Source organism: Microvirga alba (assembly GCF_015694465.1).
GTDB classification, from domain to species: Bacteria; Pseudomonadota; Alphaproteobacteria; order Rhizobiales; family Beijerinckiaceae; genus Microvirga; species Microvirga alba.
Window position 1 is genome coordinate 221688 of the sequence record NZ_JADQDO010000004.1, and the last position, 26551, is coordinate 248238.

The window sequence follows — 26551 nt, forward strand, 5'->3', positions numbered from 1 at the left end:
ACTAATGAACCGTGAAGTAATCGCCGGGGTGGTGCTGAATGTCTGCGGCATTGACGTTGACGAGCGTGATCGTATCGCCATTGCCGAGATCGACGAGGGTGTTGGTGCCGATCTGGTACACACGGCTTGCGAGATCGTGCGCGGTTGCGATGTCCGTACCGTTGATCCCCTTCGCGATCTGAAGCAGATCCTCGCCGACTTTGAAGTCCATGACGATGTCGTTGCCGCTACCGCTGGAGAATACAAAGACGTCCCGTCCGGCGCCGCCGATCAAGATGTCGTCGCCTGCGCCGCCTTCGAGGATGTCGTTGCCCGAGCCGCCGCGGAGCACGTCGTCTCCAGCGCCGCCCTGAAGCACATCGTTGCCCGAGCCGCCATCGAGAATGTCGTCGCCGTCGCCGCCCTGAAGCAGGTCGTTGCCAGAGCCCCCGTCGAGCACATCGTTGCCGGCACCACCCTGCAGGATGTCGTCGCCATTGCCACCGCGTAGATAGTCGTCTCCGGCGCCACCCTGGAGGATGTCATCGCCATTGCCGCCAAAGAGGATGTCATCGCCCGCGCCGCCCTGCAGAAGATCGTTGCCAGCCCCACCGAAGAGGATGTCGTTACCCGCGCCTCCGAACAGGGCGTCGTCTCCGTTGCCGCCGAACAGAATGTCGTTGCCATCTTCGCCGAAGAGCGCGTCGTTGCCGCCCCCGCCGAAGATCAAATCGTCGCCCGCGTGTCCAAAGATCACGTCGGGGGAATTGGTGCCGTGCAAAATATCGTGGAAGGCACCACCCTCAAGAGTCGCCATATGTATCTCCTTGTTTGGGCCGGAGGGACGCCTGCCCGCCGGATCGCATCGATCGACCAGAGCGAACGAACGCACAACGAATAAATTCAGAGCATCACGGATAATGAATTCGTATTCGCTATTCGTCGCACCGCAACACTGCTGAATAGACGGAGGTTTGTAAAGAGCTATCTGCCTTAAAATATGCAAGACATATCAATAATATACTTAGATAGATTCATTATATTCAACAATTACTATAGATATATTTTAGAGTGAAAATATTTTTAAATTCGAAATAGTTAGCGCCTGCTATAGGCGCATGGCCATCAGAACGCAGGGGCCCCACCAAGTCGTCGCCGGGATGCGGTTCCATCATGCTTTGGCGTGAATCAATTCTTTCGACGCGCCGCCGGCCGTTTGCTAAAAGCAAACCCCGGCATGGCTGACGTCCATCGTTCCAATCCTGCACGGTCCGATCGAGCCGCGCCGGGCCATAACCGTTCATGATCGGTCAAGGACGACGGAGACAGGTCCTCTCGCGCGGCACATGCACGGCCGAGCCTCGCGCGTTTTTATTCCTCGCGGAAGGCGCGATTGAAGCTCTCCGTGATCGGAGCGAGAAGATAATCGATTGCACGGCGCGGCTTATTGAGAATCAGCACTTCAGCGGGCATTCCGGGATAGAGTTTGACAGCTGGATTTGCCGCGAGGCTCTCGGGGAGGATCGAGGCACGCGCGACGAAGAATGCGGTGTCGGTGCGTTCGTCAACCTGTTGATCCGCAGCGAGATAAGTCAGCGTCCCCGACAGCGGCAACGTGCTGCGATTATTGTAGGCGGTCAATCGCACTCGCACCGGCGCTCCGACGCGCACGGAGTCGACATCGCGCAGGCCCACTTTTGCCTCGACGATCAAAGGTTCGTGCTCCGGCACGATATCGAGAATCGCCTGCCCCGGCGCGATGACGCCACCCGGCGTCCTGGTGCGGATATTGGTGATGACGCCGGTTTGCGGCGAGGTCACCTCGACGCGACGCAACACGTCGGTCGCAGCATTCATGCGCTCGCTCGTGTCCGCCAATTCGAGCTGCGTCGCCTGGAGATCGGCGGCAACCTGTTGCTGGAAGTCGTTTTCAAGCGACAAGATCTCCAGTTCGGCCGCGGCCTTGGCTTGCTCGGCCTTCGCTTTACGGCCGACAAGTTCGGCACCGCGCCCCATCAACTCACTTTCGCGGGTCTGCAATTCCGTCAAACGCGGGCGAGGAGCATAACCCTTCTCGACCAGGCCCGCGACGGCGGCCAACTCACGGGCGAGCAGGTCGGATTGGCGGGTATTCGCCTCGGTCTGAGCCCGGATAGCGCCGAGCTCCGCCTCCTGCTGCTCGACAGTCTTATGCTGGATCTCGACCCTGCGGTCGAACATCTGGCGACGAGAGAAGAAAACCTTCCGTTCCGCGTTGATCACCTCCACAGCAATCGGACTGGGGGCGGGCGTTTCTGGAAATGCGATCTCCTTGAGATACGATTGCTCCGCGCGCAGACGCACAAGTCTTGTTTCGAGGCCTATTCGCTTAGCGCGCAATTGTTCAAGGTCAGCCTTTGCGCGTGTGTCGTCCAAGCGCAATAGCGGCTGCCCAGCTTGAACAACATCACCTTCCTGCGCCAGCAGCGTCTTCAGGATGCCGCCTTCCCAATGGCTAACGGTCTTGCGCTTGGAATCGACGACGACCGTCGCGGTCGCCACGGCGGCGCTGTCCAGATGCGCCGCAAAGGCCCAGCCGACGAATCCGCCGACGCCAACGATGATCGCAACCATTCCGGCAATGACAGGGGCCCGGAAAGATGGTCCGGTCCCTTCTTCGTCTTCAAAGCGTTCAACCCAATTTTTTTGGTCGGTTGAGGAATCCGTGGCAAGCGCTTTTCGGTTCTGGACCAGGATTTCAGTGCTTCCCATGACGCCCTCCCCCCCGAGTCGCTTGCGCCGCATTGTCCGGAACAGCTTTGGCGATCTTCTCGCTGCGCTCGTTCATGTCGACGACCGATGTGCGCGGGCCAAACTGGGCCACTCGCCCATCCTGTAGAACCAGAAGCTTGTCGACGACCTGCATGATAGACGGGCGGTGGGCGATCAGAATAACGATCGCTCCGTCCGCGCGCGCTGCATCGATAGCGCGAATGAGCGCTCTTTCACCCTCGGTATCCAGGTTTGCATTCGGCTCATCCAGCACGATGAGCCGTGGGCCGCCGTAGAGAGCTCGCGCGAGCGCGATCCGCTGACGCTGACCACCCGAGAGGAGAAAGCTGCCGTCACCGAGGCGCGTATCGTACCCCAAGGGGAAGCGCCCGATCATGTTATGCACATCGGCAAGGCGCGAGGCCTCGAGCACCAACCGAGGATCCGCACTCTGCATGCGTGCGATGTTCTCGCGTATCGATCCATCGAGAAGTGATATTGTTTGCGGCAGGTAGCCCACCATGTCGCCGAACGAGCCGCGCTCCCACAAAAAGACGTTATGTCCGTCGAGGTAGATGCCTCCTGTGGTCGGCTTCAGCACACCGACGAGAAGACGCGCTAGCGTCGATTTGCCGGCGGCCGAGGGCCCCACAATGCCAAGCACCTCGCCCGGCGACAGCGAGAATGAGACCCCCTTGAGAACCGGAACATCCGAACCCGGAGGCGCATAGACGAGACGATCGACCGTCAGCTCCCCCACGGTGCGCGGCGTCGGCCTCGTATCACGGCTGGGTGTTTCCCTTTCGAGCAAATCGCTAACGCGCTTCCAGGCAGCCAAAGCGAAGACCCATTGCCGCCAGCCATCGACCATCGAATCGAAAGGCAGGAGCAGACGTCCCATGATGATGCTGGAGGCGACCATTGAGCCGGGACTTACCTCCTGCTTGATGACGAGAGTGGCGCCCACCGACAGTACCGCGATCTGCATCATGTAGCGGCATGTGCGCGTGAATGACGACAGTGCGCGCCCACGACCCGTTGCCGTGTCAAGGAGATCGAGCGCGCGGATCTGGGCGCCGCGCCAGCGGCGAGCCAATGCCGGCAGCATACCCATCGCCTCGATGACCTCCGCGTGGCGCAGGTTGGCACTGATCTCGCCGATACCGTTGACTGTGGCCTCGTTCGCTTGCTTGAGGGCTCGCCGGGTGAGGAGATCCGAGATCAGGCTCAACACCACAAGGACAGTCGCCGAAACGAGCGCCACAAACCCATAGAGCGGATGCAATGCAAACAGCACCGCAAGAAAGATCGGACTCCAAATTGCCTCAAGCGGAACGCTGATCGCACTGCCGGAGATAAAGGATCGTATGTCGTTCAGATCGCGAATCGCCTGACCCGCACGCGCAGCACCATGCTGCACGGAGGCCGAAACCGCGGCCTGCAAAACCGGCAGGTTCAATTTCCGAAGCAGCATGCTTCCCATGACTTGAAAGGTCAGCGCCCGCACGAAATCGAGAATGCCGAAAAGCACAAGCCCTACGGTCGCTATGACGATCAGCATCGTCAGCGTATCGAGGCTCTGACTGTTAACGACTCGGTCATGCACTTGCAGCATGAAGAGAGGTACGGTGAGCTGCAAAAGGTTGATGACGGCACTCAAAACGCCTGCGTAAAGGAGGCCCATAATGAACGCCTTGCGGCCGCGATGAATCAGGTCCGCAGCATTTCCGGAGACGCCCGCCGTACTCATATGAACCGTCCCTGAGGCGTTAATTTAAGCCAAAAAATGAACTCTGGAGAGTAATCAATCACAGCAAACATGGGAATATTTCCAGTATCTCTGCCTCTCGACAAATTTCAATACTATCATATGATAAACTTACGGAATGTCACCCAGAATAGTGAATTCTATATAACTAAAACAAAGCAATACAACTTACAGGTTCAGGGGAAACGCCTCGGAAATAGTTCTAAATTCGAAACAATCACTAGAACCGCGGCAGGAAAGCATGGAACACAAAGTCAGCAAAGAGATGGGGTGTTATCTGGAAGTGCCATACGACAGCCTTTCCCACCTCCCCCCATTACCGCCCTCCTCGACGGCCGCCGTCCACACAAGGGATACAACGACCTCCACTGAGGACGCATTCGCCGTCTCGCACCTCGACCTGTTGCGCGTCGTCGAGCGAGTTCACCGCCGTTATCTCGACATCTTTCGACTTGACCTCGGGCGGCTCGGTGTTGACGACCTCAGCCCTTCCCAGGTCATGATGCTGTTCACGATCGGTGCCGACGAACTGACGGTTCGCGACCTCATCGATCGCGGCTACTATTTGGGATCGAACGCCTCATACAACCTCAAGCGGCTCGCCGAAACAGGCTACATCGATCGCAACGCATCCGAGCGAGACCGGCGCTCCGCGCGCATCCGTTTATCAGAAAAGGGGCGCAAGCTATGTGAAGCGGTTCGGAAGATGGATGTTTCCTATCACCGCTTGGTCGCCCGTAACGCTGAGGAAAGACACGAACTTGAAATCGCTTTCAAGACCCTGCAGCGTCTGGAGCAGGTCTGGACAGGCGCATTGCGATATGGAGGCACACAAATCGTCTGAGCTGAGGCTTCCCGCAGGTCGGCCTTCCGCTCCCTCACATCGTCAATCCTGCTTAACAAACGTGCCTCGGTAGCCTCACGCTACCCTGGAGCGCCATTCGTCAAGAGTACACAATATGGCCAGGTTTCTTGTTACCGGTGGCGCCGGATATGTCGGCAGCCACACGGTCCTCGCACTTGTCGAACGTGGCGACGAGGTCGTCGTTCTCGATGATCTATCCCAAGGCCATCGAGCCGCGGTGCCCCCGGGCGTCGAATTGATCGTCGAGGACATCGCCAATCGCGAGCGTCTTCATGAGGTTTTTGCAGCCTGGCGGTTCGACGGCGTTCTCCACTTTGCAGCGCGCTCTCTCGTGGGAGAGAGTATGCGCGAACCGCTCCTCTACATCGCTGAAAACGTTAGCAACACGCTCCGTGTGGCGGAGGCGGCCATCAAGTCAGGCTGCAACCGTTTCGTTCTCTCGTCGACTGCGGCATTGTTCGGCACACCCGATCGCATCCCGATCGATGAAGACTCGAAGCTCGCCCCCCTCTCGCCCTACGGCGAGTCGAAGCTCATGGCCGAGCGGGGGCTCGAATGGGCTCAACAAATTCACGGTCTCAACTGGGCCGCCCTTCGCTATTTCAATGCCGCTGGTGCCGATCCACAGGGGCGGCTTGGAGAGGATCATGATCCCGAGACCCATCTGATCCCATTGACGATCAACGCGGCTCTTGGCCGGGGTCCAGAGCTGACCGTCTTCGGCGACACCTACGATACGATTGATGGCACTGCCGTTCGCGACTACGTCCACGTCACCGACCTGGCGGATGCTCACCTGCGCATCCTCGATCGTCTCGCGGCAGGCTTGAGTGGCCGTTATAATGTCGGCAACGGCACGGGCTATTCAGTTCTTCAAGTGATCCAGGCTGTCGAACGCATATCCGGTCGCAAGGTCCCTTACCGGATCGGACCGCCTCGAGCCGGTGATCCGCCCGTTCTCGTCGCATCACATGCGCGTCTGCGGCACGACACCGGATGGACGCCCAAATACCCCATGCTCGACGATATCGTAAGGACCGCCTGGAATTGGCGTTCCGCGAATTTAGCGGGCTTCGCGGAGTCGGGCGGCACATCCGAAAAACGGTAACGCTCCTCGTCATGCTCAGCGAACAAAGCGACGCCGAGCATGACGCCAACGGGCAGTCACACAAGCCCCGAGGTGACAGCTATTATCGAGTCGCGTCAGAGTTGGCAGACGTGGCTGCGGGCATCACGAAGCCCCAGCACCGATGGCCGGCCCTTTGGCTGCCGGCGAAAAACGTCCGACGAGGTGATGTCTCTCACCAGGATATGTAATGCGCGCTTCCGTGACGAAGGCTCCGGCCTGCCAGGTCCGGCGCTCCAGCACCAGGCAGGCAGCGCCGGTCTGAATGTGAAGGCGCTTTGCGAGCACGCTGTCGGCGCTGACAGCACGGACGATATGCTCGGCATCCGTCCACGGCACCTGCCGGAGCAGCCATGTGCCCGGCGGATCACGAGTGAAGCGCTCCTCGCCCGCCTCGGGGACCGTCGCGAGGTTGATGAGGCGCTGTTCGTAGGCCTCCGGCACTTCATCCATCAGGTGAAGTGTGATGACGCTGAGCATCTCCGTTCCGACCGGCACTCCGGTGCGCTGCGCCGCAGCGGCATCGATGGGTTCGATCGTGCGGTGCAGGATCTTGAAACGATAGACGGTCCCGGCGCGCGCCGCTTCCTGCGCGAAATCCTGGATGTCCAGCACGGCCGTCTGGGTGCTCGGCTCCGCGACTACGGACCCGGCCCGCCTGCGGCGCGTGATCAGGCCGTTGGCCGCCAAGGTCGAAAGCACCTTGTTCACTGTCATCCGCGAGCAACCATACTCGGCCATCAACTCGTGCTCGGAGGGCACACGGTGCCCCGGAGGCCATTCGCCCGACATGATGCGAGCCTCGATCTCGTCACGGATGCGTTGATGCAGGTGTCTCATGCCGGATGAGTTTTCCATTCGTCAGGGCGTCCTCATGCCAGGATGCGAGCCATTGTGCGGGCATACCGGGCGCTGATCGCTTCGCGTTGGTTGTGCCGCCCCTTCGTTACCACAAACTCCCCCCCAATCATCACCTGATCGATCGCGGCCTTGCCGGCGACGAAGATGTAGGCATCAATCCAGCGATCATGAGACCTGGCAGCGAGATCAGGATGATTGGCGTCGAGCACGACGAGATCCGCCCGATGTCCGTGATCGATGGCTCCGATGCGCCGACCAAGGGCGCGAGCCCCCCCCGTCAGGGCTCCCTCATATAAGCTGCGCCCGGTTGAATCGCCCTCACGCCGCGCCAGAACGTTGCGGGCGCGATGCTTCAGGCGTTGGCTGTATTCGAATTGCTTGAGCTCGGCCGACGCACTGATCTGGACGTTAGAATCGGACCCGACGCCGAACCGGCCACCAGCCGACAGGAAATCAACGCCTTGGAAGATCCCATCGCCAAGATTGGCTTCCGTGATGGGGCATAATCCGGCGACGGCACCCGTGGCGGCAAGACGGCCCGTCTCGGACGAATCGAGATGGGTGGCGTGAATGAGGCACCACCGCTGATCGACGGGGACATGGTCGAGCAGCCAAGTGACCGGACGTTGGCCCGACCAAGCGACACAATCCTCGACCTCCTTCATTTGCTCAGCGACATGAATATGGATCGGCCCATCCGTCGCTATCGCCAGCACCTCGTTGAGGTCTTGGGGCGTTACAGCACGCAGGCTGTGCGGCGCGATCCCGACCACGGCGTCGTCGAGGGTCGCGGTGGCCTTGCGCGTTCCTTCTACGAGGCGGGTGTAGAGCTCGACATTGGAGATGAAACGCCGCTGCCCATCAGTGGGCGATGCGCCACCGAAGCCGCCCTGGGCGTAGAATACGGGCAGAAGCGTAAGCCCCATGCCGGTCTCGGCCGCCGCTGCGGCGATGCGCGCGGCGAGTTCCGCAGGATCCGCATAGAGCCGACCATCCCTGTCGTGATGCAGGTAATGAAACTCGGCAAGTGCAGTGAATCCGCCTTCGATCATCTCCATCATGGCGAATGCGGCAATGGCCTCGACATCGTCCGGCGTGAGGTTTTGCAGGAACAGGTACATCACCTGTCGCCAGGTCCAAAAACTGTCGCTGGCAGGCCCGCGCGTCTCGGCGAGACCCGCCATGCCGCGCTGGAAGGTGTGACTGTGCAGATTCGGCAGGCCCGGCAACGCGACCCCGGCGACATGCTCGCGGCCCTCGGGGCTCGCATGTGGTTGCACGGCGCGAATGACGCCCCCGTCGATGTCAATGGCCACGTCCTGCGCCCAGCCGCTCGGAAGCAGGGCATGATCGAGAATGAGCTTGCGCATCGCTGACACCATCGTTGTCGCCAATCAAATATGTCTAGACAATACCTGTTTGAGATGATTATGTATAGACATTAACAGAACATCACCGGAGCAGGAATGTGCGCTTCGACCGGATCTGGCTCAATGCGCGTCTCGCGACGCTCGCCCGCAACGCACCCGGTCTCGGGATCGTGGAGCACGGCGCCATAGCTGCCAAGAATGGCCGTATTGCCTTTGTCGGACCGGCAAAGGACCTGCCCACCGGCTGGGATGCCGCCGAGCGGACTGATTGCGACGGACGGTGGATCACGCCCGGCCTCATCGATTGCCATACCCATCTCGTGTTTGGCGGTGATCGGGCGCACGAATTCGAGCTGCGCCTTAAGGGTGCCAGTTACGAAGAGATCGCGCGGGCCGGAGGGGGCATCGTCTCAACTGTGAAGGCGACCCGCGCCGCCAGCGAGGACGATCTGCTTGCCAGCGCCCTGCCCCGCCTGGACCATCTGCTCGCCGAAGGCTGCACGACCGTCGAGATCAAATCCGGCTACGGCCTCGATCTGGACACCGAAGCGCGCATGCTGCGGGTCGCTCGGCGTCTTGCCGACAAGCGCCCGATTGGAATCACCACCACCTTCCTCGGCGCGCATGCCCTTCCGCCCGACACGAACGACAATAAGGACATCTACATCGATAGGGTTTGTCGGGAGATGTTGCCGGCCATCGCTCGCGAGAGCCTTGCCGATGCGGTGGATGCGTTCTGTGAAGGAATTGCGTTCTCTCCGGAACAGACCGCCCGGGTCTTTGCAGCTGCGAAAGCGCTCGGTCTTCGCGTCAAGCTACACGCCGATCAGCTCTCCAACCTGCACGGAGCGAAACTTGCTGCCGATTTCGGCGCGCTTTCCGCCGATCATCTTGAATACACGGATGAAGAGGGCGCGATGGCGATGGCGAAGGCGGGCACGGTTGCCGTGCTGCTGCCCGGCGCCTTCTACACGCTGCGCGAAACACAAATTCCGCCTGTCCCGGCGTTTCGGAAGCATGGCACCCCCATCGCGCTCGCGACCGATTGCAATCCCGGAACCTCGCCGCTGACCTCGCTCCTGCTCACCATGAATATGGGGGCGACTCTCTTTCGTCTGACAGTCGAGGAATGCTTGGCCGGCGTGACGCGCGAAGCCGCCCACGCCCTCGGCCTCATCGATGAGATCGGCACGCTTGAGCCCGGCAAGGCATGCGATCTGGCTATCTGGAGCATCGAGCGCCCCGCCGAGCTTGTTTACCGCCTCGGATTCAACCCGCTGCATACCCGCATTTGGAGAGGACAGTGACCGAAACTGTAACACTTATTCCCGGCTCGGTTTCGCTTGCCGATTGGCGCCGCGTCTATCTCGGAGCCGCCGTCTCCCTGGACGATCGGTGCCGCCCCAGGATCGACGCCGGGGCTAAGACCATCGAGGCCATCGTGGCCAAGGGCGAGCCGGTCTATGGTATCAATACAGGCTTCGGCAAGCTCGCGAGCGTGCGCATCGATGACGCCGATCTCGCAACGCTTCAACGCAATATCGTCCTCTCGCATGCGGCCGGTGTCGGTGATCCGCTCCCGGTCGCGGTCGTGCGGTTGGTGATGGCGCTCAAGCTTGCGAGCCTCGCGCAGGGTGCCTCCGGCGTGCGCTGGTCCACGGTTGAGCATCTTGCCACCTGCTTGGCGTTGGGCCTCGTGCCGGTCATTCCCGGCCAGGGCTCGGTTGGTGCTTCAGGCGATCTTGCCCCGTTATCGCACATGACAGCGGCCCTCATGGGCGTCGGCGAGTTCTTTGTGGATGGGGCGCGCGTTCCAGCAGAGGAAGCGCTCGCGAAGATCAGTCTCGCGCCTCTCTCCCTCGGGCCCAAGGAAGGCCTCGCGCTTCTCAACGGCACGCAAGTGTCGACCGCTCTGGCGCTGGCCGGTCTTTTTGAAACCGAACGCGTGTTCCGGGCTGCCCTCGTGACTGGCGCTCTGGCAACCGATGCCGCCAAGGGTTCGGACGGGCCGTTTGATGTGCGCATCCAAGAGCTCCGGCGTCATCGCGGACAAGCTGAGGTCGCCGCTTCCCTGCGCGCCCTGATGCAAGGAAGCGCCATCCGCGCCTCGCACCTCACCAACGACGAGCGCGTGCAGGACCCTTATTGTCTGCGCTGCCAGCCGCAAGTGATGGGCGCTGTGCTGGATCTGCTGCGTCAGGCCGGTCAAACGCTCGGCACGGAGGCGAACGGCGTCTCGGATAATCCGCTCGTCTTTTCCGACACCGGAGAGGTCATCTCCGGGGGTAACTTCCATGCAGAGCCGGTGGCATTCGCTGCCGACATGGTCGCCATGGCTGTGTGCGAAATCGGATCGCTCGCGGAACGGCGCGTCGCCATGCTTGTCGACCCTGCCCTTTCAGGCCTCCCGGCCTTCCTGACGCCGAAGCCCGGCCTGAATTCCGGATTCATGATCCCGCAAGTGACCGCAGCCGCACTCGTCTCCGAGAACAAGCAGCGCGCCTATCCGGCCAGTGTCGACTCGATTCCGACGTCGGCCAATCAGGAAGACCATGTCTCGATGGCGACCCACGGCGCGCGGCGGCTTCTCGGCATGGCGACCAACGCCGCGCATGTGATCGGCATCGAACTCCTCGCCGCCGTCCAGGGCTGCGACTTCCACGCGCCAATGCGATCGAGCGAGCCCCTCGAACGGGCACGCGCGCTTCTACGCGCCAAGGTGCCGCATCTGAACAACGACCGTCACATGGCCCCGGACATGGAACGTGCCACCGCGCTCGTCACCTCCGGCGCGCTCGCGGTTGCGGTCGGCGCCGATGTGCTCCCGCTCGTGGCGGAAGAGATTGCGCGATAAGGAGGCCACGGCATCATGACCGGTTCAGATGATCTGTCCTGGCTCGCGATTACGCGTGGAGACGAGCCACTTGTCGTGAGCCTTCCGCATACCGGCACGGAGATCCCGCCCGAATATGAACACGGGCTCGTCTCGTCGTGGCTCGCCCGCAAGGACGCGGATTGGTGGATCGAGCGGCTCTACGACTTCGCCGTTGATCTCAATGCGACCGTCATCCGGACGTCGATTTCCCGCACGGTCATCGACGTCAACCGGGATCCATCTGGAATCTCGCTCTACCCTGGGCAAGCGACGACGGAGCTATGCCCCACCACGACCTTCGACGGCGAACCTCTCTATGAACAGGGCACAGAGCCCAACGCGGAAAGCATCGCCGAGCGCCGTGCTCGCTTCTTCGATCCATACCATGCCGCGCTCCGGGCCGAAATCGCGCGCCTGCGTGGCCGGCACCCTCAGGTCGTCGTCTACGACTGCCACTCGATCCGCTCGGTGATCCCCCGTCTTTTCGACGACACGCTCCCCCATTTCAACATCGGCACCAATAGCGGCGCGAGTTGCGCCGCCACTTTAAGCGACGCGGTCGAGCAACTCTGTGTCGAAAGCGGCTTCAGCTACGTGACAAACGGGCGCTTCAAAGGCGGCCACATCACACGCAGCTTTGGCAGACCTGAGAACGGCGTCCACGCCATCCAGATGGAACTCGCTTGTCGCGGCTACATGAGGGAGCCGCTCGGCCCGGTGGCGGAAAGCCGGTGGCCGACTCCTTACGACGAGACTGATGCGCAACCCATGCGCGCCGCTCTGACCCGCATTCTCGAAGCCTGCCTGACCTTCACCACCACCAAAGCCTGACCGAGGACCAGCCCATGACCCGCATCGATAACGCTCGCGTCGTCCGCGCCGCGCACGGCACGGAGCTTTCAGCCAAGAGTTGGCTGACCGAGGCTCCCTTGCGCATGCTGATGAACAACCTGGATCCCGATGTCGCCGAGCGACCGAGCGAACTGGTCGTCTATGGCGGCATCGGCCGCGCAGCGCGCGATTGGGAAAGTTTCGACCGCATCGTCGCATCCCTGAAGACGTTGGAGAACGATGAGACGCTGTTGGTGCAGTCCGGCAAGCCGGTCGGCGTGTTCCGCACCCATGCCGATGCGCCCCGTGTGCTCATCGCCAACTCGAACCTCGTGCCGCATTGGGCAACCTGGGATCACTTCAACGAGCTCGATCGGAAGGGCTTGATGATGTACGGCCAGATGACGGCCGGTTCGTGGATCTATATCGGTACGCAGGGCATCGTGCAGGGCACCTACGAGACCTTCGTGGAGATGGGTCGCCGGCACTATGGCGGCGACCTTTCCGGCAGATGGATCCTGACGGCGGGCCTCGGCGGCATGGGCGGTGCGCAGCCGCTCGCAGCCACCATGGCCGGCGCCTCATGCCTCGCCATCGAATGCCAGCCGAGCCGCATCGAATTCCGCCTGCGCACCGGCTATGTGGACGTGCAGGCCAAGGACCTCGACGACGCACTGAGCATCATCGACCGCTCTTGCAAGGAGAAGAAGCCGATCTCCGTCGCATTGCTCGGCAACGCCGCCGAGATTCTGCCGGAGCTGGTGCGTCGGGGCGTGCGTCCCGATTGCGTCACCGATCAGACATCCGCCCATGACCCGGTCAACGGCTACCTGCCGAAGGGCTGGACGCTCGCCGAATGGGAGGCGAAGCGCGAAAGCAATCCCAAAGCCGTGACACAGGCCGCCAAGCATTCCATGGCGGAGCACGTCCGCGCCATGCTTGATTTCCATAAAGCGGGCGTGCCGACGGTCGATTACGGCAACAACATCCGCCAGATGGCGCTGGAGGAAGGTGTCGCGAACGCCTTCGATTTCCCCGGCTTCGTGCCGGCCTATATCCGCCCGCTCTTCTGCCGTGGAATCGGCCCGTTCCGCTGGGCGGCCTTGTCCGGCGATCCGGAAGACATCTACAGGACCGATGCCAAGGTGAAAGAGCTGTTGCCGGACAACAAGCACCTGCACAACTGGCTCGACATGGCGAAAGAGCGGATCAAATTCCAGGGCCTTCCGGCGCGCATCTGCTGGGTTGGCCTCGGCGACCGCCACCGCCTTGGCCTCGCCTTCAATGAAATGGTCGCCAAGGGCGAGTTGAAGGCCCCCCTCGTGATCGGCCGCGACCATCTGGATTCTGGCTCTGTCGCTTCGCCGAACCGCGAGACGGAAGCGATGAAGGACGGGTCGGACGCTGTGTCCGATTGGCCCCTTCTCAATGCGCTGCTCAACTGCGCATCAGGCGCGACCTGGGTGTCGCTGCACCATGGCGGCGGCGTCGGTATGGGCTTCTCGCAACATTCCGGCATGGTGATCGTTTGCGATGGGACGCCGGAAGCGGCGAGACGTATCGAGCGGGTGTTGTGGAACGACCCGGCCACCGGCGTCATGCGCCACGCTGATGCGGGCTACGACATCGCCATCGACTGCGCGAAGGAGCAAGGACTCAATCTGCCGAGCTTGGGTTAGGCGTCGATGATGCGCGTCATTCCCGCAAGCACCAATCGTCGCATGCCCTGGAAGAACGGTGGCGGCGAAACAGTCGAAATCGCCATATCGCCGACGGGTGCTGCTCTCGACGATTTCGACTGGCGCATCAGCATGGCGCGGGTCGAGACACCTGGTCCGTTCTCGATTTTTCCCGAGGTGGATCGTACTCTGGCGGTCCTCGACGGTGTGGGGATGACACTGCATTTTTCGACACGGGATGCTGTAAGCCTCACGCCTGCGTCGGCTCCCTTCGCCTTTCCGGCGGACGCGCATGTCGAAGCGGACCTACCCGCCGGGGCCATTACCGACCTGAACGTGATGACGCGACGCGGCCGCGTCCGTCATCGATTGCGCCGACTGGCGACGTCAGCCCGAACCGTGCTCACTTGCGACAGCGATGAGTTGCTGCTTCTTGTGCTGGGCTCAAGCGCTGTCGTCCGGGATGGCGCATCCGAGGCGCATTTGGCGAGTGGCGACGCAGTTCTGTCAGAGCAGCGGATGGGCGGAGCGTTCGAGATCATACCGCTGGGCTTGACGAGGTTTTTCGTGATCGAGCTGTGGCACCTGTATGATTGGGATGGGGCAGCTCAGGTCACGGCTCCCTGATGCTCTCGTCGAAGCCCCTCAGGAGGGGATACAGGAAGTAGGAGATAACGCTCCTGCGCCCGACCCCAATCTCGGCTTGAACGGCCATACCCGGGAGGAGTCGAAAGCCGTTTGGAATAGCCCGTAGATTGACGTCGTCGAGTGGTACCCGAGCCTTGTAGAAAAGATGGCCGCTCGTTCGGGTATCGATCTCTTTAGGGTCTGCGGGGAATGCGTCTCGACTGATCGTTCTAATGGCACCCGATGCGGTTCCGTGCTTCTGGAACGGGAAGGCGTCGAACTTGATCCGGGCAACCTGACCTGGAGTGATGTGGCCGATGTCCTTCGGCTCGATGAGCACCTCGGCTTCGAGCGCCACGTTCGCCGGAACGAGAACGAGAAGCGGCTCAGCCTGACGCATGACCGAGCCGGTTGAGCGCTGAGCAATCTCGAGTACGATTGCGTCCGCTGGCGCCGTCAGAGAGACGAGGCTCCGGCGTAGTTCGGCTTTCTTCAACTCCTCCGATGCCGCGTCTCGCCGCCCCCGCGATTCGACGAGGGATTCGAGGGTCGCGCGTGCGAAATCCTCGATGAACTCCTGGCGTTGTGACCGGGCCTTTTCGAGCTCGTGCCCCGCCTCCACCTGGGAACCCCGCAGGCGAACAATCGTCGCTTCGACATCGAGCCGTGTGTCACGAGCCTGCAAAAGGTTGAGCTTCGAGCCCGTCTGGTGCTCCATAAGAACCGTGCGCATCGCCTCGATGTCCTGGATGCCCTCAAGCCTCTGAAGCAGGATTTCCTCTTCCTTGCGGCTCTTGGCGAGGCTCGCCTCGGCTCGCGCGATTTCCTGAGCGAGATTGTTCAGCCGGCTGTCGCTGAAGGCCTTTCGCTGCAGCCCAAGTCTCGCCTCGACGATCTGCTCCGGGCTGGATGGGTTCGAGGGTGCGTAGGTACGACCGGAGAGCTCTGCCTCGAGCCGATTCACCATGGCGTCGGCAGCATCGAACTTCGTCTTCAATTGTTGAACATCAGCTTGCGTGAAGGTCGGATCCAGCACGGCGAGCACCTGCCCGGCCGCGACGGTTTGGCCGACGGTGACCTCGATGCTCCTGATGACCGCGTTTTCGAGCGGTTGAATGACGATGTTGGGCTCGGTCGTGATCAGCTTGCCCCTGGCGACTGCGATCTCGTCGATCTCGGTCAGACAGGCCCATGCGACAGCCACAGCGATCAAAGCCGTAATGAGATAGAGCGTGAGCCGCGCCACGCGGCGCGGAACCCGTTCCTCGACCTCGATCGCATCCGGCTGAAATTCCGAGATCAAAGCGAGCCGCTTCCGCGATACCGGGGGAAGGACCCGGACGGCAGGCTTCCTGTCTTCCGAGTTGTGGCGCGACGGAATCATGCGGCATGTCTCGTTTGCTGGTTCCACAAATGCCGATACGTCGTGCAGGATGTCAGAAGCTGGTCATGCCGCCCCATGGCGATCAGGCGTCCGCGATCGACGACGAGGATCGCGTTGGCATCCACCAGAGTGGAAAGCCGGTGGGACACGATCAAGACGGTTCGGCCCTCCGCGATCTTGCGCAGGTTCTGCCGTATGATCGCCTCGCTATCGGGGTCAAGTGCGCTCGTCGCCTCATCGAGGATCAGCAGGCGGGGATCCGTGATCAACGCCCGTGCGATGGCGAGGCGCTGCCGTTGGCCGCCCGACAGGTTCTCCGCATTCTCTTCCAGCATCGTGTCGAAACCACGCGGGAGCCGCTCGATGAACTCCTCGGCTCCCGCGGCCTTGGCGGCGAGCGCAATCTCCTCGAACGTTGCGGACGGCTTCGCCGCGGCAATGTTCTCTCTTACCGTCCCACGAAAAAGGAAGTTGTCCTGCAACACCACGCCGACGCATTTGCGAAGGTGGACAAGGTCGATCTCGCGAATGTCGTAACCATCGATGCGCACGATTCCCTTCTGGACCGGGTAGAGACGCTGGATCAGGCGTGTGATCGTCGTCTTTCCGGAGCCGCTACGCCCGACGATTCCCACGATGCTGCCCGCCTCCACTGTGAACGCGACGTCGTCCAGGGCCGGCGACCTCTCGGGTTGATACGAGAAGGACACATCTTCGAACTGGATCTCCCCCGTCAGAGGCGGGCAAAGGCCCCGCTGTTGTCCATCGGATTCGGGCGTCCGATTCATCACTTCGCCCAGCATGCGGACGGAGAGAGCAACCTCCTGATATTCATGCGCCATGGTCAAAATCTGGACGAGTGGCCCGGAGACGCGACCAGCCAGCATGTTGAACGCCACGAGCGCGCCCACCGTCATCTCGCGGTTGAAGACATCGAGCGCGCCGAGCGCGATGATCGCGACGCTCATGAGCTTCTCGAGCAAGCCCGTCACGCTCTGGGCGGCGGCTGAGATCCTCTCGACATCGTATCGCATCATCACGGCCTGGGCGGAAGAATTGTCCCAGGTGCGCCGGTGAAGCGGCTCCATGGCGAGCGTCTTGATGGTGCGCATGCCGTGCATCGCTTCGACGAGCAGGGCCTGCCGCTCTCCCTCGGCCTCGTATAAGGCGAGAAGCCTACGGCGGAACGGACCAATGAGCACCGCGATCGCTACCGCGACGCAACCCGTAAAGGCCAAAACGACGATCGTTAGCTTCACGCTGTAGAGGAGAAGGACGGGAACGAACACCAGGAGCGAGAGCCCATCGAGCATGGTCGTGAAGAGCCGGCCCGTCAGGAATTCTCGAATGCGGCCCGCCTGTTGCATGTGCTTGACGAGAACACCGGCAGGCATTCGCTCGAAATACCCGAGCGGTAGAGAAAGAAGATGCGCGAAGGTGCGCACCGCCACGCGCATGTCGATGCGGTTGCTGGCGTAGAGCAGGAGATAGCGCCGCAGGAACGTGAAGGCCGCGTCGAACGTGAGCGCCAGAACCACGCCGCCAGCGAGCACGTAAAGCGTGGCGTAGGACTCGTGCATCAGGACCTTGTCGATCACGAGCTGCGAGAAGATCGGCACGGCCAGGCCGAGAGTGTAAAGAACGAGGGCGGCTGCGATGACATCCCCGAAAAGGCGCCGCTGGCGAAGAAGTTCAGGTGCAAACCACAAAAATCCGAAGGGACGCTTCTGATCCCTGAGACGGCTGCGCGCGGGTTTGACCAGAATGACATCACCTTTCCAGGCTTGGCAGAATTCAGCCTGCGAAAGAATGAGCGGCTCCGGTCGAAATGCCTTGGGATCGAAAACCAGGATCTTGTCGCCTTCATCCGTCCTGTCCACCCCCCCAACAACGACCCAGTTCCCGTTGTCGAGCTGCGCAAGCGCCGGAAAGGCCCCGTCCAGGCCGAGCAAAGTTGCCCAGCTCATGGAAGCCTTGCGCGCGCGTAGCCCCGATTCCCGCGCCATCCGGAGAACGAGCTGACAGCGCACCGGCTCCTCGCCGACGGCATAGGCATGCGCAAGATGTTCCGCCGAGAGATCGGTGCCGTGATGCCGTGCGACGGCGACGAGGCAGTGCAGTCCAGTCGGAAGCTCCGAACCCATCCGGTCCTCTCCCCGGAATCAGGCGGAGAAATTCGGCGAGGAATTGCCGCCGCCGCCCGCGCGCGCTGTCGCGTCGCCATTTCCGTGAATACGCGCACCATCCGTCGAGGGAATGGGGGTCTGCTTGATGGCACCGGCCTCGATCAGTCCGTTCACGGCTTTCTGCATCAGCTCGACCGAGTTCGCGAACCCATCAACCGGCATCACGATCCGCTGCCGGAGCACCGGCTTCGGATTGCCCTTGGCGTCGCGCTCCGTCGGCGACAGGCTCATCAAATCGATGCGAACGATGGGACCCGTGACGGTGATTTCAGCGATTCCATCGGAATAGACTTCGTTTTGCATCGTTTTGCTCCTTGGGCTGTCGAAACGGCTGGCAGGTCGAGGCCGATTGCATTGGGACCGCGAAAACAACCGCCTGAGCGTTCGTGCTCGCGTAAAATGCTAGATGCGCGCGTGTTGCGGCCGTATGCGGACATTCCGCATACGGCCGCAACACGCCCGGCACCCGCTCAACCGCGCCTGCGGATTGATGGTTGCTCGACCCACTGATCTCAGCATCGGACGAGCAACCTCCATGGTTGTTACACTCAGGCCGCCGCCTGGGGATTGAAGAGGACGTCGACCCAGTAGTTGGTCTTTTGGAACGTACTGGTCGGGAACAGACTCGACGACCCATAGGCGTAGATCCCATTGCGGCTTGAGGCCGTGTCCGCGAGCGCCGTCAAAGGCCCGTTCACGACGTTCGCCGTGAAATAGTTGCTCGTCGCGGCGTAATGGCCATTGCTATGATAGGAGGCCACATAAGCGGTCCCCGGCGTGAGCGCGATCGGGCTGGAGAAGGTCGCAGTTTGCCACCCGCTCGCCGTCTCGTTCGTGAAGGTCACGGAGCCTAGAAGCGTCCCGCTCGCCGTCCACAGGCTGCCCAGGTGGGTCCCGGTGTCGCCTGTACCCTTGTAGAACTTGATGCCGGTGACCGTGCCTGCGACGGACGACTGGAACCTTAGCCCGAGTTCAACCGGGCTGGCGTCAGAATCAGACAGTATCGTGGGTGTCGCCGACGACGAGAACAGACTGACGGCGGTTCCTCCCGGCGCTGTGACGTTGAGGCTCACGTTCGCCGAGGATGTGCCACCCCTCCCATCGGAGATCGAGTAGTTGAACCCGGCCGCCCCGGTATAGCCGGTCGCAGGCGTGAAGGTGATGGCTGTACCTTGCGCATTCAACGCAACGGTTCCATTGGTCGCGCCGCTCACGCCCGTCACCGAGAGCGGATCTCCGTCCGGATCGGTGTCGTTCGCAAGCAATGCCGAAGTTGGGATGGTCAGAGCCGTATTCCGGGTCGCCGTGAAGCCGTTGTCGTTGTTCGCCACAGGCGGCCGGTTGCCCCCTCCTCCACCCGAGGTGCTGAACAACACGTCGACCCAGTAATTCGTGGCCAGGTAAGTGGTGGTCGGGAACAGGCTGGACGCTCCGTAGGAGTAGACCCCATTTCCGTCTGACGCAGCGCTCGATGGCGCCGTCAGCGGACCGTTCGTGGTCGCCGTCGTGAAGTAGCCCGAGGTTGCCGCATAGTGCCCATTGCTGTGATAGGAAACCACATAGTTGGTTCCTGGCGTCAGTGCGATGGGGCTGGAGAAAGTCGCGGTCTGCCAGCCGCTCGCGGTTTCGTTCGCGAACGTGACGGTACCGAGAAGCGTCCCAGTCGTCGTCCACAGATTGCCCTGGTGCGTCCCGGTATCGCCAGTGCCCTTGTAGAACCTGACGCCCGTGACGGTGCCGGCGACGGACGCCTGGAACTTCATCCCGAGTTCCACTGGGCTTGCGTCGAAATCGGACAGGATCGCGGGTGTCACCGACGACGAGAAGAGGCTGACGGCGCTTCCTCCCGGCGTCGTGACGTTGAGGCTCACATTAGCCGAGGCTGTGCCGCCGCGGCCGTCGCCGATGGTGTAGGTAAAGCCGGCCTGCCCGGTATACCCCGCCGATGGCGTGAATGTGATGGTGTTCAACCCGGCATTGAAGACGACCGTGCCATTACTCGCACCGCTGACGCCCGTGATGCTCAGTGGATCGCCATCCGGGTCGGTATCGTTGGCCAGGAGCAAGGCCGCAGCGAGCGTGAGAGGCGTGTTCTGGCTCGTCGTGAAACCACTATCGTTGTTCGCGACGGGAGACCGGTTGGTTGCACCGCCGGATGGGTTGAAGAGCACGTCGACCCAATAATTCGTGGCTTGGTAGGTGTTCGTCGGAAACAGGCTTGACGCCCCATAAGCAAAGACGCCGTTGGCACTCGCTGGCGCCGTCAACGGACCATTCGTGGTCGCCGTCGTGAAGTAATTCGAGGTCGATGAATAGCGACCGCCCTCCGTGTGGTACGAGGCCACGTAGATGGTGCCGGGCGTGATCGTCACGGGACTTGAGAATGTCGCCGTCTGCCATCCGCTCGCCGTCTCATTGCTGAAGGTAACAGTCGCGAGACGAGTACCTGTGCTCGACCAGAGCGACCCGGTGTGAACTCCGGTGTTCAGACTGCCTTTGTAGAAACGGATGCCACTGATCGTCCCCGCAACGGACGACTGAAACTTCATCCCGAGTTCGACCGCGCCGGTATCGTTATCTGACAGAACCGCAGGCGTTGCCGTGGGTGAGAACAAGCTGACATAAGTGGGGCTCGTGACCGTGACCGTGCGGCCGGCCCCCGGAACCTCCATATTGACGCTGTCATCCACGGCCCTGGTCTTGATCGTGAATGTGCCAGCGGTCGAAGGAACCCAGGTGTAGGTCCAGTTTTCACGGCCGGTCGCCCGGTGCCATGTCGCGCCGGAATCCGTCGACACCTCAACCACGGCGATGACGCCGCCTCCGGTATCGGATGCCGTTCCGGTGATCGTGACGGCCTGACCCGCAGGAAGAGACCCGCCCGCATTGGGAGACGTAATCGTCGAAACTGGCTTCGTGCTGTCGGTCGATTGCGTTGCTTGAACGAGCCCGGACTCCAGCGTGCCGGGCTGAATGCCCATGTCGGCAAGCAGATTGACCATGGCCTGCTTCACGCGAGGATCGACCGGTACAAATTCGTTGTCGTGATTGGCGTCGAGCCCCCACGCCCAGTAGACCGTTCCCGCGCCGAATACCAAGGCACCACTCGGCGCGCGATAGAGCGTCAAGTTATGGGTGGCGGTGCCGTTTCCAACTGTATTGCCATAGTCGAGCAGATATTGGGTGACTGGGAGCGTCGTCGAGGAAAGCGGAATAAGCCCGGCCGGGCGGAAGCCGTTGTCGGGGGATTCGTCCCATTCGTAGCCGAGATATCCGGCCGGCAATGTCGCCGTCTGACCCGGCTGAAGGCTGGCGATGCTCGTATTGCGCCAGAACCGCAGGTTGGCGTAATCGGAGCCAATCGTCATCGAGTCGCGCCGGTAAGAGTCGACCTGGTAAATCGTTCCGGTGAGCGCATTCTCCGGCCGGCCCCCGCCCTGCGCTGTCGATGACACGAAACGGGGATCCCGAAAGGTCCCGGTCCATTCGTTGCTCGGATCGATGTCACCGTTTGACCAGGTCTCCTTGTAGGAAACGAGCGTGCGATACGGTTGAGCGCCAGCGCTGAAACTTGGGGCCCACCTTGTCTTCCAATAAACCTCGTTGCCGCTCCAGAATGAGAGATTGACGCCGGCGTCGCGAGCCGCCTCCACATTGGCGCGCTGCTGTCCCGACCAATACTCGTCGTGCCCGACCGATAGGAACATCTTGTGGTTTGTGAGGAGGCTCCCGAGGCGATCTGTGTCCACGCCGGCCATGTACGACACGTCATAGCCGTTCTTCTCGAGCCATTGGATCGCCGGGTACTCAGCTCCGAAAATGTAGTCCTGCGGGCCGGACTGAAGGCCGCCGCCGCGGGTTGTGATCGGGCGGTTGTAGCTCACCGCGTAGGCGCGACCAACGCCCAGCGAGCCTGTTCCTGGGCCGTTGCCGCCGTAGAAATTGGCGCCACCCCAGGGGTTGTAAGCCTGCCATGTTGTGTCGGAGGTCTGGAAGATAACATCGCTGGTGCTGCTGTCATCGCGGACGATGAACGGAATATGGTTCGCACCGGTGACGCCATCCTGTCGAACGAGCTTGGCGACGTAGATGCCCGAAACTGCATCGGCTGGAATATCCCAGGAGGCAGAGACAGACCAATTGCCCGCATCAACCGCGCCGGTGGCGCTGTCGCGCAATGGCGTTGGCTGGGTTTGGAGGCCCGTATGCTGGATCGTGCCGACCTTTCTGGCTCCCATGCCGCCGTAGTAGCCGAGACGGTAAATATCGATCCGGTAGTTCGTCGAGTTGGTGTTGATCTTGAAGTCGACCCGCTGGCCCCGGTTGATACTGATATCGGTCGCGAAGCCCTCGATGTTCGAGCTGCCAGCGCCGTCGATGCCCCATTCGCTTTCCGGATTGCCGGGTTTTTGATTTTCGAGAACGATGGCATTTGAGGCGGCGGCCGCCGCCGCCGTCGGCACGAACGTCGCTGCACCCATTGTCGTCACGGGCCCCTGAAGGATGCCGGGTTGCGTGGTGACTTCACCCGTCCCGGCCTGCGGGATTTCTGGCCCGCCGCCCGGCAGCCATCGAACCGAGGCGTCACTCGTCGGTTCAGCGGTAGCAGTAACGGGCGCGCTCCCGAAGAACGAGGCCGAGGCCGTAGCCTGTCGAACCGGCAAGGGCCGGACGCTAGGCGTCTGCATGATTCCATCAGGAAAGCGAGCGTAAATCCTGGTATCGACCTGAAATGTATGCGCGGGAGGAGGATCGATCATCCGCCGTGCGGTCGAGGCGGGAGAAACCGGGTCGAGATGATGCCCAAGCGGCTCTGGCGTCCAGGCAAGCCGCGCCGATCCGGCGGTGCGACGGATACCAACGTCATCTGTCTGGAAGCCGCCTCGCGACGTTGCGCGGAGATTGAAATCGACCGATCCGTCTGACCGCGGGCCATCGGCAAGGCCCGGACTTGGTTCGTCGCCGAGTTGCGCGAGCTCGGAGCGCGTCGGATCCGCGCTGAATGCTGAAAATTTCTTCAAGGACCGAACATGATTTAATATGCCTTGGACAAATCGGTCGTCCGACACAAGCATCGCGGCCTCCTTACGGAGAGGTGATAAATATTTGGCAGACGGGTAGTGTCTCATATCGCGAACAGCATTGGAACGAGTTCAGCCGATTGCGGTCGAGCCCTTAGTGGGTATGCGTTGCCTTTGGTCCGCCTCGGTCAACGACTCACGTTACCCCTGCTTGAAATTGAACTCCCTCGATTTTGGAGCACCAGTCGTTGGCGATCTCGCAGTAGGCTGACAGCTCACGACGTCGGCGCGATTTTCTTCCTCCGACAGTCGACGCATCGGAAGGAAGCACGCAGGGCATTTGGATTACTTCCGAAGCTTGCCTTGAAGAGTTGTTAGAGCGCGATACGCTAGGATCGGTTTCTCGCCGGCTGAAAAAATCATTCCGGCCCGGTGAGCGACGCGACAAACGGGAGCTCTTTTACGATCGTCAAAACATTTGTGCCCAGGCATCTGTCGTGGACTGACCCTGAGCACAAAGCCAACCGAAACGACGCGAATTGAAGCTGCGATCTCTTAGACGCGCCAACAGTGTCCCGGACGTAGCCAACACGTTGCTCGCGACGACGAAGCGCGCTGGCAGCGCCTGTATCGGCGGCCTTGGCGGTGTTGCCATGATCGACGATTCGCCCGGATCCAGTCTTGGCCCCAGAGATCTCTGACGTGTCTGAATCACCTTACTGCCGCCGATGTCCAGTCTTTGGCCCTCGCCGGAGCAGGGTACGCGAGAGTGATGTCAGAGATGAACCGATCACTGGAAGGCCACGCCGCACTCCCGACATCAGCCGGCCTACTGTCCAGACTCGCGGCGGAACGCGTGCTCAAAGCAGGCATCAGCCTCGAGCCGCTCATGAAGAAGTCTGGCCTTCCCCTGACGTTAATGACCGATCCCGATATCCGTGTCGGCGCGCGCGGTCAGATCGATTTTATCAACCTCGTCGCGGAGGCTCTCAACGATACTTTGCTTGGGTTTCATATAGCGCAGGAGTTCGAGGCCCGTGAACTCGGTCTCTTTTACTATGTTCTCGCTTCATCCGCGACGCTCGGCGACGCTCTCGTTCGTGAGGAGCGCTATATCTCGGTGGTCAACGAGGGCATCCGGGTTAGATCTCGAAAAACGAACGCGCTTGTCATCGACTACGAATATGCCGGCGTCGAGCGACATCTCGATCGGCATCAGATGGAATTTTTGATAACCAGCACCGTTCGTGGCTGTCGACAATTCACCAAACTGGAGCTTGTTCCGACCTATGTCGGCTTCATTCATCGCCACGAAGGTGACGTGTCTGAAATGGAGCGCTTATTCGGCTGCCGGTTGGATTTCGAAGCCGCTCGAGATCGGATTTCTTTTGATCTGCAAGTGGCGGATCAACCTCTCGTCACCGCGGATCCCTATCTCAACAAGGCCTTGGTCAAGGTCCAGGAAGGCGTCATCCTTCAGCAGCATCGGATGGAGGATCCATTTCGAACGCGCGTTGAGAACGCCATAACCCCTCGTCTGCCACATGGCACCGTCAATATCGGAAGCATCGCGAGCGATCTCGGGTTGAGCCCGCGGACCCTGTCCAGGCGGCTGGCCGAGGAGGGCCTCACTTTCAGTGCTATTTTGGATAACCTCCGATCGGAATTGGCCGATCGCTATCTCCAAAACAAGGATCTTTCCGTTTCGCAAATTGCCTGGCTTCTGGGCTACACCGAAGTCAGCTCGTTTGCCCATGCCTTCCAGCGATGGACTGGAAAAACGCCATCGCAGGTTCGCCGCGGATTCCTGCGCTCCGCGAACCCTGACGCATGACATTCCATCACCAAGATGGCGCAGTGGCCTGCTCGGGCTGCGTCGGAATCGTCGTCGGACGCGCTTTCACGCTCCCAGATAGTCTTTGACATAACCGCAGATGCGCTCTGCAGCCATCCCATCGCCATAGGGTGAGACACCCAGTGCCATCGAGCGGTAAGCCTCCGGGTCATCAAGCAGACGAGAAACTTCCTTCACAATCCGATTGCGGTCCGATCCTACGAGCCGCGCAACCCCAAGATCGACGGCTTCGGGCCGTTCGGTTTCGCTCCTCATCACCAAGACAGGCTTCCCAAGTGCAGGTGCCTCTTCCTGCAGTCCACCGCTGTCCGTGAGAACAATATCAGATCGGGCGAGCACGCCAACGAGCTCAGGATAGTCCAGGGGCTGACAGATGCGCACTCTTGGCTGAGCACCCAGCATGTGCTCAGCCATCTGACGAACGTTCGGGTTCGGATGGACTGGATACACGAATTCGACATCCGGGTGGATAAGGCTCAGATCGATAATCGCTTGAAACATCTCGCGCATCGGCTCGCCCATATTTTCACGGCGATGCGCGGTGACCAAGATCAGTCGAGCCCTTTCGGCGGGTTCGAATGACATCGGAGGAGCGCGATCCCTCATCCAATAAAGTGCATCGATGCCTGTGTTTCCTGTGACGAAAATGTGATTGCTCGACGCTCCGTCACGGTGAAGGTTATCCCGAGCCTTCTCCGTCGGCGCGAAATGCAAGGTGCTCAACAGACCCGCGACTCGCCGATTGAACTCTTCAGGGAACGGCTGTTGAATTGTCGCGGTTCGCAATCCGGCCTCGACATGGCCGAATGGGATATTCTGATAAAAGCACGATATGGCCGCGACCATGACCGATGTCGTGTCGCCCTGCGCGAGCAACATGTCGGGCGCCAGTTCCGTTAGGCAAGGTCCCAAGCGGTCAAAGATTCTCGATGTCAATGAGGACAGGGTTTGTCCATCCGTCATGACGTCAAGATTTTTTTGCAACTTGACCCCGAATGCCGACAATGGCTGCTCAAGCAATTCGCGGTGCTGACCTGTAGCGACGACGATGGTTTCCGCCCACGGCGCCTCTTGCAGCTTGAGGATCACCGGCGCCATCTTGATCGCTTCAGGGCGTGTTCCAATGATGCATAGAATTCGCTTCTTTGAGGCCACTGTGCTCGTCCCTCAGCACCCGTCGCGAGTGCGCGTGGTCACTCCCACGCATGAAAATGACCACACCTCTTGATAATCCATGAGCGCCGCGCTGCGCAGTTCACCTCCTGGCTATGAACCGGACCAAGAGTGTATTTGGTCGGCGCATGAGAGGTACCTTCGATCACCGACCGGAAGAACGACAACCATGTGCCGTCGCTCCTGTCTCAAGCGCGCTA

The 26551-nt window shown here is 61.0% G+C and carries 18 protein-coding genes; 8 read left to right on the forward strand and 10 right to left on the reverse strand.

Annotated features, from left to right (window positions below; translation table 11 throughout):
• Position 1 precedes the first annotated feature (1 nt).
• The 3 genes from I2H38_RS10875 to I2H38_RS10885 form a co-directional block, all read right to left on the reverse strand.
• Entirely contained in the window at positions 2 to 796 is a 795-nt protein-coding gene (locus tag I2H38_RS10875; protein ID WP_196271866.1) for a calcium-binding protein, read from the reverse strand.
• A gap of 554 nt (positions 797 to 1350) precedes the next feature.
• On the reverse strand, positions 1351 to 2730 hold the full coding sequence (locus I2H38_RS10880; RefSeq protein ID WP_196271867.1) for an HlyD family type I secretion periplasmic adaptor subunit: 1380 nt from the start codon (positions 2728 to 2730) through the stop codon (positions 1351 to 1353).
• Positions 2717 to 4480 carry a type I secretion system permease/ATPase gene (locus I2H38_RS10885; protein WP_196271868.1) on the reverse strand — a complete coding sequence of 588 codons (1764 nt, stop codon included), beginning with the start codon at positions 4478 to 4480 and terminating at the stop codon, positions 2717 to 2719. The genes I2H38_RS10880 and I2H38_RS10885 overlap by 14 nt, the downstream gene beginning before the upstream one ends.
• 259 nt (positions 4481 to 4739) lie before the next feature.
• Between I2H38_RS10885 and I2H38_RS10890 the strand changes: the two genes are divergently transcribed.
• Positions 4740 to 5342 carry a winged helix DNA-binding protein gene (locus tag I2H38_RS10890; RefSeq protein WP_229426655.1) on the forward strand — a complete coding sequence of 201 codons (603 nt, stop codon included), beginning with the start codon at positions 4740 to 4742 and terminating at the stop codon, positions 5340 to 5342.
• A 115-nt stretch (positions 5343 to 5457) separates the two neighbouring features.
• Positions 5458 to 6471, forward strand: coding sequence for a UDP-glucose 4-epimerase GalE (gene galE / locus I2H38_RS10895; protein ID WP_196271869.1), 1014 nt, complete (start codon positions 5458 to 5460; stop codon positions 6469 to 6471).
• Positions 6472 to 6594: 123 nt separating this feature from the next.
• Here the strand turns inward: galE and hutC are convergent, their stop codons facing one another.
• Positions 6595 to 7329 (reverse strand): histidine utilization repressor, encoded by a 735-nt coding sequence (gene hutC / locus I2H38_RS10900; RefSeq protein ID WP_196271870.1) that lies wholly within the window; start codon positions 7327 to 7329, stop codon positions 6595 to 6597.
• A 32-nt stretch (positions 7330 to 7361) separates the two neighbouring features.
• Entirely contained in the window at positions 7362 to 8720 is a 1359-nt protein-coding gene (locus I2H38_RS10905) for a formimidoylglutamate deiminase (protein WP_196271871.1), read from the reverse strand.
• Positions 8721 to 8818: 98 nt separating this feature from the next.
• On the opposite strand from I2H38_RS10905, the gene hutI reads away from it, so the two are divergent.
• From hutI to I2H38_RS10930, 5 genes are read left to right on the forward strand one after another with little or no spacing between them, the layout of a single operon-like run.
• Positions 8819 to 10027, forward strand: a complete 1209-nt coding sequence (gene hutI / locus I2H38_RS10910; RefSeq protein ID WP_196271872.1) for an imidazolonepropionase — start codon at positions 8819 to 8821, stop codon at positions 10025 to 10027.
• Complete coding sequence (gene hutH, locus I2H38_RS10915; protein ID WP_324617380.1) at positions 10024 to 11574, forward strand: histidine ammonia-lyase; 1551 nt, start codon at positions 10024 to 10026, stop codon at positions 11572 to 11574. Before hutI ends, hutH begins: the two co-directional genes overlap by 4 nt.
• 15 nt (positions 11575 to 11589) lie before the next feature.
• Entirely contained in the window at positions 11590 to 12426 is an 837-nt protein-coding gene (gene hutG, locus I2H38_RS10920; protein ID WP_196271874.1) for an N-formylglutamate deformylase, read from the forward strand.
• A 14-nt stretch (positions 12427 to 12440) separates the two neighbouring features.
• The gene (gene hutU, locus I2H38_RS10925) at positions 12441 to 14105 is read left to right on the forward strand and encodes a urocanate hydratase (protein WP_196271875.1); all 1665 of its coding nucleotides are present in this window, start codon (positions 12441 to 12443) and stop codon (positions 14103 to 14105) included.
• A 6-nt stretch (positions 14106 to 14111) separates the two neighbouring features.
• A complete protein-coding gene (locus I2H38_RS10930; protein WP_407664059.1) occupies positions 14112 to 14732 on the forward strand; it encodes a HutD/Ves family protein in 621 nt (206 codons plus the stop codon).
• Here the strand turns inward: I2H38_RS10930 and I2H38_RS10935 are convergent.
• From I2H38_RS10935 to I2H38_RS10950, 4 genes are all read right to left on the reverse strand, one after another.
• A complete protein-coding gene (locus I2H38_RS10935) occupies positions 14719 to 16116 on the reverse strand; it encodes an HlyD family type I secretion periplasmic adaptor subunit (protein ID WP_196271876.1) in 1398 nt (465 codons plus the stop codon). The genes I2H38_RS10930 and I2H38_RS10935 overlap by 14 nt on opposite strands.
• Positions 16113 to 18260 carry a peptidase domain-containing ABC transporter gene (locus tag I2H38_RS10940; protein WP_196271877.1) on the reverse strand — a complete coding sequence of 716 codons (2148 nt, stop codon included), beginning with the start codon at positions 18258 to 18260 and terminating at the stop codon, positions 16113 to 16115. The genes I2H38_RS10935 and I2H38_RS10940 overlap by 4 nt, the downstream gene beginning before the upstream one ends.
• Positions 18261 to 18278: 18 nt before the next feature.
• The gene (locus I2H38_RS10945; RefSeq protein WP_196271878.1) at positions 18279 to 18605 is read right to left on the reverse strand and encodes a hypothetical protein; all 327 of its coding nucleotides are present in this window, start codon (positions 18603 to 18605) and stop codon (positions 18279 to 18281) included.
• A gap of 245 nt (positions 18606 to 18850) precedes the next feature.
• Positions 18851 to 23323, reverse strand: coding sequence for a DUF4082 domain-containing protein (locus I2H38_RS10950; protein WP_229426656.1), 4473 nt, complete (start codon positions 23321 to 23323; stop codon positions 18851 to 18853).
• A gap of 772 nt (positions 23324 to 24095) precedes the next feature.
• Here I2H38_RS10950 and I2H38_RS10955 point away from each other — a divergent pair.
• Entirely contained in the window at positions 24096 to 25157 is a 1062-nt protein-coding gene (locus tag I2H38_RS10955) for an AraC family transcriptional regulator (RefSeq protein ID WP_196271880.1), read from the forward strand.
• Between the two features lie 66 nt (positions 25158 to 25223).
• Here I2H38_RS10955 and wecB read toward each other — a convergent pair whose 3' ends face one another.
• The gene (gene wecB / locus I2H38_RS10960; protein ID WP_196271881.1) at positions 25224 to 26333 is read right to left on the reverse strand and encodes a non-hydrolyzing UDP-N-acetylglucosamine 2-epimerase; all 1110 of its coding nucleotides are present in this window, start codon (positions 26331 to 26333) and stop codon (positions 25224 to 25226) included.
• Between the last annotated feature and the right edge of the window lie 218 nt (positions 26334 to 26551).

Bases quoted from the DNA above. Each gene is read 5' to 3' on its own strand.
- hutU (WP_196271875.1), top strand. From the start codon at position 12,441: ATGACCCGCATCGATAACGCTCGCGTCGTCCGCGCCGCGCACGGCACG.
- I2H38_RS10940 (WP_196271877.1), bottom strand. From the start codon at position 18,260: ATGGGTTCGGAGCTTCCGACTGGACTGCACTGCCTCGTCGCCGTCGCA.
- I2H38_RS10935 (WP_196271876.1), bottom strand. From the start codon at position 16,116: ATGATTCCGTCGCGCCACAACTCGGAAGACAGGAAGCCTGCCGTCCGG.
- I2H38_RS10930 (WP_407664059.1), top strand. From the start codon at position 14,112: ATGATGCGCGTCATTCCCGCAAGCACCAATCGTCGCATGCCCTGGAAG.
- hutG (WP_196271874.1), top strand. From the start codon at position 11,590: ATGACCGGTTCAGATGATCTGTCCTGGCTCGCGATTACGCGTGGAGAC.
- I2H38_RS10955 (WP_196271880.1), top strand. From the start codon at position 24,096: ATGTCAGAGATGAACCGATCACTGGAAGGCCACGCCGCACTCCCGACA.
- hutC (WP_196271870.1), bottom strand. From the start codon at position 7,329: ATGAGACACCTGCATCAACGCATCCGTGACGAGATCGAGGCTCGCATC.
- I2H38_RS10905 (WP_196271871.1), bottom strand. From the start codon at position 8,720: ATGCGCAAGCTCATTCTCGATCATGCCCTGCTTCCGAGCGGCTGGGCG.
- I2H38_RS10890 (WP_229426655.1), top strand. From the start codon at position 4,740: ATGGAACACAAAGTCAGCAAAGAGATGGGGTGTTATCTGGAAGTGCCA.
- I2H38_RS10945 (WP_196271878.1), bottom strand. From the start codon at position 18,605: ATGCAAAACGAAGTCTATTCCGATGGAATCGCTGAAATCACCGTCACG.
- I2H38_RS10885 (WP_196271868.1), bottom strand. From the start codon at position 4,480: ATGAGTACGGCGGGCGTCTCCGGAAATGCTGCGGACCTGATTCATCGC.
- galE (WP_196271869.1), top strand. From the start codon at position 5,458: ATGGCCAGGTTTCTTGTTACCGGTGGCGCCGGATATGTCGGCAGCCAC.
- I2H38_RS10875 (WP_196271866.1), bottom strand. From the start codon at position 796: ATGGCGACTCTTGAGGGTGGTGCCTTCCACGATATTTTGCACGGCACC.
- I2H38_RS10880 (WP_196271867.1), bottom strand. From the start codon at position 2,730: ATGGGAAGCACTGAAATCCTGGTCCAGAACCGAAAAGCGCTTGCCACG.